8 protein-coding genes are annotated in these 14,330 nt (G+C 44.9%); all 8 read left to right on the forward strand.

Features of this window, described 5'->3' with window-relative positions:
- Nucleotides 1–97 precede the first annotated feature (97 nt).
- Entirely contained in the window at nt 98–3,313 is a 3,216-nt protein-coding gene (locus tag FHW88_RS07490; protein WP_176624315.1) for a SusC/RagA family TonB-linked outer membrane protein, read from the forward strand.
- A gap of 19 nt (nt 3,314–3,332) precedes the next feature.
- Nucleotides 3,333–4,856: a RagB/SusD family nutrient uptake outer membrane protein gene (locus FHW88_RS07495; RefSeq protein ID WP_176624317.1), complete on the forward strand. Its 1,524-nt coding sequence runs from the start codon at nt 3,333–3,335 to the stop codon at nt 4,854–4,856.
- 300 nt (nt 4,857–5,156) lie between these two features.
- Nucleotides 5,157–6,566, forward strand: a complete 1,410-nt coding sequence (locus tag FHW88_RS07500) for a glycoside hydrolase family 28 protein (RefSeq protein WP_176624319.1) — start codon at nt 5,157–5,159, stop codon at nt 6,564–6,566.
- Entirely contained in the window at nt 6,547–9,480 is a 2,934-nt protein-coding gene (locus FHW88_RS07505; protein WP_255485220.1) for a sugar-binding domain-containing protein, read from the forward strand. The genes FHW88_RS07500 and FHW88_RS07505 overlap by 20 nt, the downstream gene beginning before the upstream one ends.
- Nucleotide 9,481: 1 nt before the next feature.
- On the forward strand, nt 9,482–10,249 hold the full coding sequence (locus FHW88_RS07510; RefSeq protein WP_176624321.1) for a rhamnogalacturonan acetylesterase: 768 nt from the start codon (nt 9,482–9,484) through the stop codon (nt 10,247–10,249).
- A gap of 14 nt (nt 10,250–10,263) precedes the next feature.
- The gene (locus tag FHW88_RS07515; RefSeq protein WP_176624324.1) at nt 10,264–11,082 is read left to right on the forward strand and encodes a rhamnogalacturonan acetylesterase; all 819 of its coding nucleotides are present in this window, start codon (nt 10,264–10,266) and stop codon (nt 11,080–11,082) included.
- A 13-nt stretch (nt 11,083–11,095) separates the two neighbouring features.
- Complete coding sequence (locus FHW88_RS07520) at nt 11,096–12,169, forward strand: glycoside hydrolase family protein (RefSeq protein WP_255485221.1); 1,074 nt, start codon at nt 11,096–11,098, stop codon at nt 12,167–12,169.
- Nucleotides 12,170–12,179: 10 nt separating this feature from the next.
- Entirely contained in the window at nt 12,180–14,321 is a 2,142-nt protein-coding gene (locus tag FHW88_RS07525) for a hypothetical protein (protein ID WP_176624326.1), read from the forward strand.
- The last annotated feature ends 9 nt before the right edge of the window (nt 14,322–14,330 follow it).

Consider the following 14,330-nt stretch of genomic DNA (forward strand, 5'->3'; position numbering starts at 1 on the left):
GATACTACAGGATGGTATTATTGAAATTAACTTTTATGTTCGTTTATACAATTATAACCCAAACTGTACCAAACAGTAAACCCCTTAATTTGATTTTATGAAAAGAATTTTTATTCATTCTTGTAAAATGCTATTGCTATTACTGCTCTTTTGCGTGGCGGGAGCAAACAGTGCATTGGCACAAAGGCTTAGCATTACGGGTACTATTACAGATAGTAAGCACCAACCGGTTTCGGCTGCTTCCGTGCAAATAAAAGGCACGAAATCGGGTACTACGTCCGATATAGATGGAAAATACGCCATTAAGGCCTCAACAGGAGAGGTATTAATATTTAAATCAATCGGTTTTGATGCTAAAGAAGTTACCGTAGGCACAAACAATACCATCAATGTTACCTTAACTGAAACCGAATCACAATTGAACGAAGTGGTGGTAATCGGCTACGGCGCTCAAAAACGGGCAAACGTTACCGGATCTCAGGCAACCTTCAAGGCCGATAACCTGAACGAGCGGGCTATAACCCGTGTTGACCAGGCCTTGGTAGGCCAAATGGCAGGTGTAACCGTTAAACAAACAACGGGTGTGCCGGGTAAAGCATTTAGTGTTAACGTGCGCGGCAGCGGCTCCATAAGTGCCGGTAATGAGCCCTTATATGTAATAGATGGCTTTCCTTTGTCTGTATCGGCGATAGGCAGCGGTGGTAGCTTTGGCTCAGGAAATCCGCTTGATAATATCAACCCAAATGATATTGAAGATATCCAGGTTTTAAAGGATGCAGCAGCGGCGGCTATCTACGGCTCAAGGGCGTCAAACGGCGTTGTATTGATCACCACTAAAAAAGGAAAATCGGGCAAGGCTAAAATTAGCTATAGTGCTTACTACGGTTACAATGCTGCCGCCAAATATTTGCCCATGCTTAACGGCGACCAATGGATTGACAGGGCTACCGAAATGATCAATGCTGCCTATGTGCTCAAATATGGCGCAAAAGGAGCAACTGCCAGTGACGATAATGCAACACGCCAGGCGATGAATGGCGGTGCCTTTAGCTCAGCCTATATGCTCGATCCGAGATGGGCTATGCCGGGCCATCCCGGGCTGCAGTATATAGACTGGCAGAAAGCGATTGAGCAGAAAGGAGCTATGCAAAACCAGGCATTAAACGCAAGCGGTGGCAATGAATTTGTAAATTATTTTATTTCGGGCAACTACGCCAACCAGGATGGTTTTGTGAAAGGCCTGGGTTATAAAGCCTACTCGGCCAGGGCCAATGTGGAAGCTCGTATTGCCAAAAACCTTAAATTAGGTTTAAACATTGCACCCACTTATTCAATTTCGCAGGACCCTGGTGTAGAAGGGAAAGACAATATTTTTCACCAGGCCATAAGCTATAGCCCTATTCAGGAAGATACGGTAGGTTTATATCCCAACGCGTTTAAGAACGGACAATATACCTGGGGCAACTCGGCAAACAGCCCTATCGCTAAATTGGAGAACAAGGTAGGGCAAACCAAAAAATACCGCACATTAGGTAGCATATTTGCCGAATACGAAATTTTAAAGGGGTTGACGTTAAGAAGCTCATTGAATCTTGATAATGTTGACAATGCCACTAATAGCTACACACCGTATATCATAGCCGGTAATCTTGCTGCCAGAACATTTGATGCTGCTAAAAATCCTAATTTAACAGCTAATACTTCAGGATCATACAGCACCTTTAAAAGGCAAACCTTTGTTAATGAAAACACGCTTACCTATAATACTACAATTCACGCAAATCATAGCTTGAGTATATTGTTAGGTCAGTCTTACAATACAGATCGTTTAGATCAGTCTTCATTATCATCAGTTGGCGGTTATACCAGCAGCGTTATCCAAACTTTAAATGCTGCCGCAGCGGTAACAGGCAGTACCTCCAGCACCAAAAGTGTGTTGGTATCCTACTTTAGCCGCGCGCAATATGCATATAAGAACAAGTATCTTTTATCCGCAAGCTTGCGTGAAGACGGTTCCTCAAGGTTTGGCGGCAATACCAAATACGGTATTTTCCCCTCAGCATCTGTAGGCTGGCGTATCATACAGGAAGATTTTATGAAAAGACTATCTGCGGTAAGCGACTTGAAACTACGCTTTAGTTATGGCGTAAATGGTAATAACAGCATTGCCGATTACGGAAGTATTTCACAAATAGGTCCATACGGATATGTTTTGGGTTCACCCCAGGCATTGGCTATTGGTCAGGCCCCAAGCAACTTGCCGAACCCTGATATCAAATGGGAAAAATCACAAACTTATGATGTGGGCCTCGACTTCGGTTTTTTCAGCAACCGTTTAACCGGTTCATTTGACTACTATAACAAACTAAACACCGACTTATTGCTGAATGTGCCCATCCTGCAATCTACCGGTTTCAGCAGCCAGCTGCGCAATGCAGGTTCAGTGCGTAACGTTGGTCAGGAGCTGGAATTGACAAGTCGTAATTTGGTTGACAAAGTTCAATGGAGCACATCAATTAATATCAGTCATTACAAAAATAAAATCGTAAGTCTTTACAGTAACCAGAAACAAATTATTATTCCAAACTCCTTTGATGTATCTGACGCTATTTTGCGCGTAGGCCAACCAATAAACAGTATCTATGTGGTAAGGCAAATCGGTTTCCTTACACAGGCCGATATTGATAACCATGTGGCAACCTACGGTACCGGTGAAACAGTTGGTGATCCGAAATACCAGGATCTAAACGGTGACGGCGTAATAACTGAAGCCGATAAACAGATTGTTGGCCACCCTAATCCTAATTATACCTGGGGGATTACCAATACCGTACGCTGGAAAGGTTTCGACCTTACTGTTTTAGTGCAGGGCCAAAATGGAGGATCTGTTTATTCCTTACTGGGCAGGGCTATAACCCGTACCGGCCAGGGCTTTACTGATAATGCTCCTGCATTTTATGATAACCGCTGGAGATCTCCTGAAAACCAGGGCGCCGGCCGCGTTAGCAAAGCCTATTCTACATTTGGTTTCGTAGCCAATACCGATTGGTTGTACTCTTCAGATTATGTGAGGGTTAGAAATATCACGTTAGGGTACGATCTTAAAAATGTCTTTAAAACCAAAGTTTTAGGAGCAGCACGCCTGTATGTTACCGCCGAAAACTTCTTCGGGCATGACAAATATTATGGAGGTTTCAACCCTGAGGCGCAAAACACAGCCATCAGTTCGGACAGTAACTACCCGGAAGCGGGTGATTACGGAGGCTTGCCGTTGGCTAAATCATTGATCTTTGGGTTAAATGTTACTTTTTAATTATTTCAACATTATCAAAATGAAAAAGATATTTTTTCTATCAACCATAACAGCTGCATTTTTAATGGCCTCCTGTAATAAGGATTTAAACCAGGTGCCTATATCCGCTTCAACAACAGCAACTTTTTACAAATCGCCAAGCGATTTTTTACAGGCTACCAATGCCATTTATGCCGATCTGCACAATTACCCGGTGCGGTTAGCTAATATGTCTGAAATTCGTTCGGATAATATTTATGGTGTTTCGGTCACCGTGCGCGACTGGGACCCCGTGAATGATTTTTCGCCATCATTAGCAGCAAACGCTTACGTTACCGAAGCCTGGGGCACCGACTTTAACGGTATTTTCAGGGCTAATACCCTGCTTGACCAGGTTGCCAAAAATGGCAGCTACATAGGTTCGGCTTCATTAGCAACCAGGTTACAGGCCGAAGCTAAGTTTCTGCGGGCGTTTTATTACTTCGATCTGCTTAGGTATTTTGGTAAGCTTCCAATCATTGACCGCCCGGTTACTGCGCCTGAAGCTAATTCAATCGCCCGCAGTTCTGTAGCTGATGTTTACAAATTGATTATAGCCGATCTGCAATCCGCCGTAGCTAACTTACCCACCACATATACCGGGGTAGACGTAGGCCGTGCCACCAAATATGCTGCAGAAGCTTTGCTGGCACAGGTGTATATGGCTAAATCGGCACCGAATTACGGTATTGAGGGGCCTGGAACGGGATCAAACGAATGGAATTTGGCTTTGCCATTATTGCAGGATATTATCAGCAGCGGCAAGTTTGCTTTTGAGCCTACTTACAGCAATGTGTTTTCATATGCCAATCAAAGTCCTGCAATTAACAAAGAGGCTATTTTTGATGTGATGTATACCAGTGCTATAAGCGGCATCAGCGACCTTTACGGAGCCTCATACCCATGGACACTTGCTCCCAATGCTTACTTTTTATCTATTAAGGATGCCAAATCAAACGGGAGCCTGGAAATCATCCCGGTATCAAATGATCTGGCCAACAGTTATGACGCTGCCGACGTAAGAAAGGCATTTACGATATATACCGCGGGTTACACCAATGCAGGGAGTACAGAAAATCGCCCTTTCTTTAAAAAATGGCTCGATATAACAAAAATCCCAACGGCCAGCCGCTTTGACTGGGGAATTAACTTTATTGCCATCAGGTATACCGATGTTTTGATGCTTAAAGCCGAATGTATTTTGAATGGCGCAACCGGCGGATCCCAGGCTGATGTTGACGCTATTGTCAACCAGGTACGTACAAGGGCCGGCTTACCGCCGGTAACAGGTGTAACGCTGGCACAGTTGTTTGATGAGCGCCGCAGGGAGTTTGCCGATGAAGGTTCGCGCTGGTTCGATCTGCAAAGAAGTGGTAACCTCTTAACTATTATGAATAGCTGGATTGCCAAAGAAGATGCTCAGAAAGCGATAAAGCCGGTTATTGCTAATTATGTTATTTACCCTGTACCACAAACACAATTGGATGCGGCGCCGGGGCTGTACTCACAAAATCCCGGGTATTGATCCGGAAAATGATGAACAAACTATTTTGATTGTCATAAGACTGGTTTATCCCCTGCTTGGGCATAGCCGTTAATTTAAGAGGGGGATTGAATAGAAGACTTGAAAATCCCCTCTTGAGAGGGGGCGCGGAGGGACGAGTGGTAGCAGGGGTGTGTTTCTACAGTAGGCTTATCAAAGCAGAGACACACCCCTCCACCCCTCTCAAGCGGGGAATCGCACGCTCCCCCGCTTTTTATTCCTTAAGTTGACGGTTATGTTTGCTTTTCGGGGAGATAAACCGTTTAAAGAATAAACTTACCTATGAAATTGTTACGTTATTCGGTTTTCCTGATAGTTATTGCTGCAAATGCCGTAAACGGGCAAACTAAGCTTGACTGGGCAAAAAAGGTTGGGGCCAGGCACGCGCCGCAAAAAACAATGGTGTGGTATGTAAATGATAATGGCGCGGTCAATGATGGAGTCACTTTAAATACAGCCGCCATACAAAAAACTATTGACCAATGCTCGGCTAAAGGAGGTGGTACAGTTTCATTTAAACCCGGTAAATATTTAACAGGCTCCATTTTTTTAAAGAATAATGTTTATCTGAATATTGATGAGGGAGTGGAGTTGTTGGGTAGCCAGGATTTAAAAGATTATCCCGAAATTGATACCCGCGTGGCAGGTATCGAAATGAAGTGGCCTGCCGCGTTGATCAACATAGCCGGGCAAACCAATGTGGCAATTACCGGGAAAGGATTGGTTAACGCACAGGGTAAGCCGTTTTGGGATCTCTACCGTAAAATGCGGGCTGAATATGACCCTAAAGGTTTGCGCTGGATAGTTGATTATGACGCCAGGCGCCCGCGTACGTTATTGGTTTCTAATTCGGCAGATGTTACCATTAAAAATATTACGCTGCAACAGGCCGGGTTCTGGACGGTGCAGTTGCTTTATTCAGATCATGTTACTGTTGATGGCATTACCATCCGCAACAACGTTGACGGGCATGGGCCTTCGACAGATGGTATAGACATAGATTCGTCAAGTTGGATCCTGGTGCAAAACTGTGATATTGACTGTAACGACGATGACTTTTGTCTTAAAGCCGGTAGGGATTGGGACGGCTTGCGGGTAAACAAACCAACCGAATATGTGGTGATCCGCAAATGTGTATCAAGGGCGGGGGCAGGGTTGCTTACCTGCGGCAGTGAAACATCGGGGGGGATCAGGCATGTGCTTGCCACCGATCTGATAGGTAACGGAACCAGTAATGGGTTAAATATTAAGTCGGCCATTACCCGGGGTGGTACGGTTGAGGACATCCACTTTACCAATATAATCATGAATGGCGTAGGCACGGCTTTTCAAATTACAATGAATTGGAACCCAACCTATAGTTATTCTAAACTGCCCGATGGTTACAATGAAGCAACGCTGCCCGACCATTGGAAAAAGATCCTGCATAAAGTGGAACCTGCCGAAAAAGGGATCCCGCATTTCAAAGATGTTTTTATTTCAAATATTAAAGTAACAGGTGCTAAAAAGGCCATTAACGCTATAGGTCTTAAAGAGTCTACGATGCAAAATTTCCATTTTGATGGGGTTAACATTGAGTCAGGCACGGCGGGCGATGTTCAGTTTGCAGAAGGATGGGAGTGGAAAAACTCACAGATCAATACTCAGGATAATACTAAACTTAATTTAACTGATGCCGGAGCTGGTCAATAATAAATACAAGCTTTTAAAGCGAATCCTTATTTGCGTGGGTACGGGTTTGGGAATGCTTTTTTGTGCATGGTCAGTCCCTCCGGCACAGAAAAATGGCAATGTTATTTCGCTGGCAGGTCGTTGGCAGTTTCAGATGGATCGCGCTGATAAGGGGATTGAAGAGAAATGGTTCTTAAAACCGCTGGCGGATACTATTCACTTGCCGGGTTCCATGGCCCAAAACCTAAAAGGTGATGATATCACCCTTAAAACAAAATGGACAGGAAGTATTTATGACAGTTCATGGTTTTATAACCCGCGTTTAGCTAAGTACCGGGTTCCCGGCAACCTCAAAATACCTTTCTGGCTTACACCGCCGAAACATTACACAGGAGCGGCATGGTATAAAAAAGAAGTAATTGTTCCTTCGGATTGGAAAAATAAACATCTGGTGCTTTTCCTCGAACGGGCCCATACCGAAACCAGATTATGGATTGACAGCACCGAAATTGGGATGCAAAACAGTCTGGTAGCTCCGCATCAGTATGATCTTGGAGAACATTTATCGGCCGGAAAACATCAAATCACACTTTGTATTGATAACCGCATTAAAGCGATCAACGTAGGACCCGATTCTCATAGCATTACAGATCATACGCAAGGCAACTGGAATGGGGTGATTGGTAAAATGGAGCTGAGGGCCGGAAGTAAAACATGGCTTGATGACATCCAGGTTTACCCTGATCTGAAACAAAAAACAGCCCATATCAAAATACGGGTAAAAACAGAACGGACATCTGTCGCCGGCACTATCACACTTTCGGCCAAAGCATTTAATACCCCGGTTTCGCAGCTTATACCAGCTGTTAGCAAACCTGTTAATATCACAGATAGCGTGGCGGAGTTAACATTTGATTTGCCAATGGGAGCTAAAATGCAGACATGGGATGAATTTAATCCGGTTTTATACCGGCTTACAGCTACGTTGCGCACTGTGGATGGATCAACAGATACCAGGAAACTGAGCTTCGGCATGCATGAGTTTAAGGCTGATGGAAAAACATTTACCATAAATGGCAAACCCGTTTTTCTGCGTGGTACGGTGAATAACTGTGAGTTCCCGCTTACGGGTTACCCGCCAACTACTGAAGCAGAATGGGACAGGATCTTTAAAATTTGCAGGGAGTACGGACTTAACCATATGCGTTTTCACTCCTGGTGCCCGCCGGAGGCTGCTTTCGATGCAGCTGATAAAGCCGGCTTCTACTTGCATGTGGAAGGGCCTTCGTGGGCAAATCATGGCAGTGGTTTGGGTTTGGGGCGGCCTATCGACCAGTATATTTATGACGAAACAAACCGTATGGTTAAGTGGTATGGTAATCACCCTTCATTTTGCATGATGGCTTATGGTAATGAGCCCAGCGGCAAACAGGTAGAATACCTTACCAAATTTGTTGACTACTGGAAAGCTAAAGATCCGCGCAGGCTTTATACAGCGGCGGCAGTAGGCGGCAGCTGGCCGGTGATCCCCAACAACGAATATATGGCCCGTGCCGGTGCGCGCGGCCTGGCCTGGAACCAGCGGCCCGAAAGTTACTCTGATTACAGCAAACAGATTGCCCAGTTTACTGTACCCTTTGTAGCCCACGAAATGGGACAGTATTGCGCCTTTCCCGATTTTAAGGAGATCAGGAAATATACCGGCCTTTATAAGGCAAAAAACTTTGAACTTTTTCAGGAAGACCTTAAAGATCATGGCATGGCCGATGAGGCCGAGAAGTTCCTGATGGCTTCGGGAAAATTACAGGCTTTATGCTACAAACATGAAATTGAAAAAGCCATGCGGACGCCCGGATATTCGGGGTTTCAGTTGCTTTCGTTAAATGACTATCCGGGTCAGGGTACTGCCTTGGTTGGTATACTCAATGCCTTTTGGGATAGTAAGGGATACATCACAGCAAAGCAGTTTGCCCGGTTTTGCAATTCCACCGTACCACTTATCTGTACCGAAAAGTTTGTTTATCAAAACAGCGAAACGCTAAAGGCGCAGGTTGAGCTGTTTAACTATAGCAAGCCTATGGCAACTACGCTTAACTGGAAATTAACCGATGCTCAGCATAAAGTGATCAGCGAGGGTGTGCTGGATAAAAAAAGCTATGTAATGGGGAACTGTCAGCAGGCAGGAGTGATCAATGTCGCTTTATCAAAAATAAAATCGCCGGTAAAACTGAACCTTGAAGTAGCCGTGCCTAATACCCAATATGTAAACGACTGGGATTTTTGGGTGTATCCCGCAAACTTGCCTGCTGTGAAAACCGATGTGTATTATACTACTTCGCTGGATGATAAGGCCAAAGAGGTACTCAATAATGGCGGCAAAGTATTTCTGAATGCCTCGGGTAAGGTAATAAAGGGCAAGGAAATTATACAATCATTTACTCCTGTTTTCTGGAATACCTCCTGGTTTAAAATGCGCCCTCCGCATACGCTTGGTTTTGTGTGCGATCCTAAGCATCCTGCGTTTAATGATTTCCCGACATCATCCTATAGTGAAATACAATGGTGGGATATCCTCTCGAATGCGCAGGTCATGCACCTGGAAGATTTTCCGGCGACATTCCGTCCGGTTATTCAGCCTATTGATACCTGGTTCATGAACCGCCGTTTAGCCTTATTATTTGAAGCAAAGGTAAGTAAGGGGAGTCTGATGGTGAGCAGTGCCGATCTTTCGCCAACAACCGGCGAAGACAGGCCGGCGGCAAAGCAATTATATTACAGCATTTTAAAATATATGTCGTCACCGCAGTTTAAACCTGCTGACAGCATTTCGATGGAAACTGTTGATGATCTTTTCAAAACTGCTTCAAAAGAGGTGTTTGTGTCCTATACTAACGGCGCACCGGACGAACTGAAGCCTAAAAACACAAAAAAATAATATGAAAGTATTGAAACCGGTTTTAGCTTTATTAATAATAGCCTTTGTGGGCCTGGCTTTTATCAATCAGCAAAAGCCAACCATTTATTTAATTGGCGATTCCACTACGCATAATAACGATAAGGAAACCTGGGGCTGGGGGAGCATTATCCCATACTATTTCGATCTGTCGAAGATCAATATTGAAAACCATGCCATGGCCGGTCGCAGTACACGCACTTTTATCAAAGAAAGCCGGTGGAACAAGGTTGATTCGCTTTTAAAGCCGGGCGATTATGTGATGATGGTATTCGGCCATAATGAAGGCAGTAAACCCGATACTACCAAAGCCGGGTATCGTGGGGTATTAAAAGGCACCGGTAATGAAACTGTAGAGCTTACCTGGCCTAACGGTACTAAAGAAACTGTACATACCTATGGCTGGTATCTTCACAAATTTATCAGGGATACCAAAGCTAAAGGTGCAACGCCTATTGTACTATCCATGATTCCACGGAATGAGTTTCGTGATGGCAAAGTTATTCGTGCCAATGATGATTACGGTAAATGGGCACAGGAAGTGGCACAGCAGGAAAGTGTCATCTTCATTGATATGAACCGTATCACAGCCGATAAATATGATCAATGGGGAGCCGATTCGGTTAAGAAATTTTTCCCCGGAGATCATACCCACACTAACAAAATGGGAGCTACCGTGAATGCAGAATCAGTAGTTGATGGCATCCGGGCCAATCCCGTAAACCCTCTGAATAAATACCTTAAAAACTAAAATTTCGGGCTGCTATGAAAAATATGATCCGTACAAATGCCGGCTTAGGCTTACTGCTTGTCCTGGTTATGCTGTTATCTTCTTTTATGTTGATGAAACCTGCCGATAAGCCAACCTTTTACCTGATAGGCGATTCGACTGTAAAGAATGGTAAAGGCAAAGGCGATGGTGGTTTATGGGGATGGGGGAATTACATAGCCCCTTATTTTGATACAACAAAAATATCGGTCGAAAATGATGCGCTTGGCGGCACCAGCAGCCGCACCTTCCAAACTATGGGCTTGTGGGATAAGGTACTGGTTAAAATCAAACCCGGCGATTTTGTGATTATGCAGTTTGGCCACAATGACGCCGGTGCGCTGGATGATACAGCCCGGGCCCGCGGAACTATCAAAGGTATTGGCGACGAACAACAGGAAATATATAACCCGATAAGGAAAGTAAAAGAGGTGGTACATACCTATGGCTGGTACATGCGCAAATTTATTGCGGATATTAAAGCGAAGGGGGCGACACCTATTATTTGCTCGCCTATACCCCGTAATGTTTGGAAAGATGGCAAATCCGCAGGGCGCAACAATGAAAACAGCTATGGGCAATGGGCGCGTGAGCTGGGCGAACAAACCGGGGCCTTTTTCATCGACTTAAACAAACTGATTGCTGATGATTACGATACGGAAGGTGAAGCAAAGGTTAAGTCAACCTATTTCGGTACCGATGCTACCCATACGCTTGAGCCGGGTGCGCAGTTAAATGCTAAATTGGTTATTCAGGGCATCCGGTCGCTCAATCGGTTGGGGCTCAATAAATATTTAAAGCAACAGGTTCAATAAAGATAGTGTTTGGATGATGAAAAGAAGAGATTTTATTGAACGGTTAAGCATGGCTTCGGCAATGGCGTTATTGCCGGGTTTGGCTTTTGGTAATTCAAATGATCATGTTTCGGCATTCGCTAAAAAACTGAAGCCTGTTGGCCGTGCGCTGGAAATGGAGGGTTATTACGTTTGGTGCAATAGTCCTATTGAGGGCCCCGATGGCAGGATCCACGTGTTTTTTTCGAGATGGATCGCCTCCAAAAAAATGAGTGGATGGATCAACGGATCTGAAATATGCCATGCTGTGGCAGATACGCCAGAAGGTGAGTTTAAGTTTTTAGAAACAATCCTCGCCCCGCGCGGTCCCGGTTATTGGGATGCTACTACCTGTCATAATCCGTCAATAAAACAGGTCGATGGTAAATATTGCCTGTTTTTTATGGGTAATTCCAACGGCAAAACCAATACAAAACGGATAGGGTTGGCCATGGCTGATTCTCTTGATGGCCCATGGACGCGGCCGGATGAACCACTGCTTTTGCCCGGTACCGAAGGGGCATGGGATGATCATTGTACCACCAATCCGGCATTTGTTAAACATCCCAACGGGCAATACTGGCTGTTTTATAAATCATGGAACACTAAGGAATATGAAGCATCAACCGACCCGCTGGTAAAAGGGAACCGCAAATACGGTTTAGCTATTTCCGATAAACTGGAAGGGCCTTATATCAGATATGACGGCAACCCGGTTATAGATTTTTCAGGACGGGGCAATAATGCCCAGTTGGAGGATGCTTTTGTTTGGCTTGATAGGGGCCGCTTTAAAATGCTTGCCCGGGACATGGGTGTATTTAATCACCAGTATGGTTTATACATGGAATCAAAAACCGGTAAAAAATGGAGCGAACCGGAGATTGGATATTTTAATGCCGAATATTACCATATCAATCAACCGCCGCCGCCAAAATACCTTAACAAATACGGCAGGTTTGAAAGGCCCCAGCTCTTATTTCAAAATGGTAAACCAACTTATATGTTTACTACCTCACAGGGCGGTAAATACATGACGGCATCGCCATTTATATTTAAAATAGAATCATAGCATCCTCAACATGAAGAAAATACTGCCCGTTTATTTTGCATTATTTGCTATTGTTTGGCCGGTTTTATTGAGGGCGCAAAATAAAATAGACCGTAAGGCTTTGGTGCAAAGGTACAATGTAATAAATAATAGCACCGATACGCTATCGTCACTATCTGTGGGCAATGGTCGTTTTGCTTTTACGGTTGATGCTACAGGTCTGCAAACCTTTCCTGAACATTATGATAAAGGCATTCCATTAGGCACACAATCGGAGTGGGGTTGGCACAGCTTTAAAGATACCGCAGGCTACAAGTTTGATGAAACATTAAAAACCTACACGCTCAATGGCCGCAATGTAAGTTATGCAGTGCAGTGGAACCAGCCTGGCCGTAACAGGAATGCTGCCAATTGGTTCAGGGAAAATGTACATCGCCTGCAATTGGGTAACCTTGGTTTCCTGTTATTGCATAAGGATGGGAGCGAGGCACAGATAACCGATATCCAAAATATCCGGCAGGAACTTAATTTGTGGACAGGATGCATTAGCAGCTCATTTACTTTTGATGGTGAGCCCGTAAAAGTTCAAACCTACGCGCACCAGGATCAGGACCTGGTAGCGGTGAAAGTCCAATCGCCATTGTTAGCGCAGGGCAGGCTTAAAGTAAGGCTGCGTTTTCCTTTCCCCTCCAATCAGTTTGCCGATTATGGCGACAATTGGAAAAATCCGCAAAAACACTATTCGGCAATTGTTGGTTCCGGTGCCAGCCAGGCAGCCATCATTCATCGTTTAGATACTAACCAGTATTTTGTACGCCTCGCCTGGGATGGGGAAGCATCGGTTAAAACTACCGCCGTTCATCAGTTTGTGTTATCTCCGCAAGGTAAAACAGGGGAATTAACATTTACCTGTTTGTTTAGCCCTAAGAAAACAACAACACTTTTACCCGGGTTTTCCCAAACGCAAACAAACAGCATTCAGCAATGGAAGGCCTTTTGGCAAAGCGGCGGTGCTGTTGATTTTAGCGGTAGCACCGATCCCCGGGCAAAAGAGCTGGAACGAAGGGTAGTACTGTCTCAATATCTTACTAAAATACAATGTTCAGGTCATCAGCCCCCGCAGGAAACTGGCTTAACGTATAACAGTTGGTACGGCAAGCCGCACCTCGAAATGCATTGGTGGCATGGGATCCATTTTGCACTATGGGGCAGAGAGAAATTGCTCGAAAACAGTTTGGACTGGTACCATCACGTAAAAGCTAATGCCAGGGCTATCGCCAAAAGACAAGGATATGATGGCATCCGCTGGCAAAAAATGACCGACCCTGATGGCAATGAAAGCCCATCTTCGGTAGGGGCATTCCTCATTTGGCAGCAGCCTCATTTTATTTATTTTGCTGAGCTGGACTACCGGGCCCACCCAAATAAGGAAACCCTCGACAAATATAAAGACCTTGTACTGGCCGATGCAGATTTTATGGCCTCGTTTCCCACTTATGATAAGGAGCATGACCGGTATAATTTAGGCAAGGGCATTATCCTGGCGCAGGAACGTTACAAGCCCGAAGAAACATATAATCCAACCTATGAGTTGCAATACTGGCGCTGGGCTTTAAATACCGCCCAGCAATGGCGCAAACGCCTGGGATTGCAGCCGGATAAAAAGTATGCCCAAATCCTGGATAAATTGGCCCAGTTACCCCAAAAGGATGGCGTTTACCTCGCTGCTGAAAGCTCGCCCGATGCCTATACTAATCCTAAATTAAAAACAGACCACCCGGCAGTATTAGCTGCCTACGGTATGCTGCCGTATAATGATAAACTGGATACTGTGGTAATGAAGAAAACCTTCAACCTGGTTTGGGATGTATGGGATTGGAAGGATACCTGGGGCTGGGATTTCCCGATGACTGCCATGACAGCAGCCCGTTTAAATATGCCTGATAAAGCTGTCGATGCTTTGTTTATGCCCATAAAAACCAATACTTACTTAGCCAACGGCCACAATTATCAGGACGGGCGATTACGCATGTACCTGCCTGGCAACGGTGGTTTACTGGCCGCTGTAGCCATGATGTGTGCCGGCTGGGATGGCTCAACCACTGTAAATCCCGGTTTCCCAAAAGATGGGAAGTGGAAAGTAAGGTGGGAAGGGCTCAGGAAAATGCCTTAATGTTTAACG

The organism is Mucilaginibacter sp. SG538B (assembly GCF_013376065.1).
Classification (GTDB): Bacteria; Bacteroidota; Bacteroidia; order Sphingobacteriales; family Sphingobacteriaceae; genus Mucilaginibacter; species Mucilaginibacter rubeus.

Excerpts from the sequence above, each read along its gene's own strand:
- FHW88_RS07525 (WP_176624326.1), top strand. The coding sequence starts at position 12,180 with ATGAAGAAAATACTGCCCGTTTATTTTGCATTATTTGCTATTGTTTGG.
- FHW88_RS07510 (WP_176624321.1), top strand. The coding sequence starts at position 9,482 with ATGAAAGTATTGAAACCGGTTTTAGCTTTATTAATAATAGCCTTTGTG.
- FHW88_RS07505 (WP_255485220.1), top strand. The coding sequence starts at position 6,547 with ATGCCGGAGCTGGTCAATAATAAATACAAGCTTTTAAAGCGAATCCTT.
- FHW88_RS07500 (WP_176624319.1), top strand. The coding sequence starts at position 5,157 with ATGAAATTGTTACGTTATTCGGTTTTCCTGATAGTTATTGCTGCAAAT.
- FHW88_RS07490 (WP_176624315.1), top strand. The coding sequence starts at position 98 with ATGAAAAGAATTTTTATTCATTCTTGTAAAATGCTATTGCTATTACTG.
- FHW88_RS07515 (WP_176624324.1), top strand. The coding sequence starts at position 10,264 with ATGAAAAATATGATCCGTACAAATGCCGGCTTAGGCTTACTGCTTGTC.
- FHW88_RS07520 (WP_255485221.1), top strand. The coding sequence starts at position 11,096 with ATGATGAAAAGAAGAGATTTTATTGAACGGTTAAGCATGGCTTCGGCA.
- FHW88_RS07495 (WP_176624317.1), top strand. The coding sequence starts at position 3,333 with ATGAAAAAGATATTTTTTCTATCAACCATAACAGCTGCATTTTTAATG.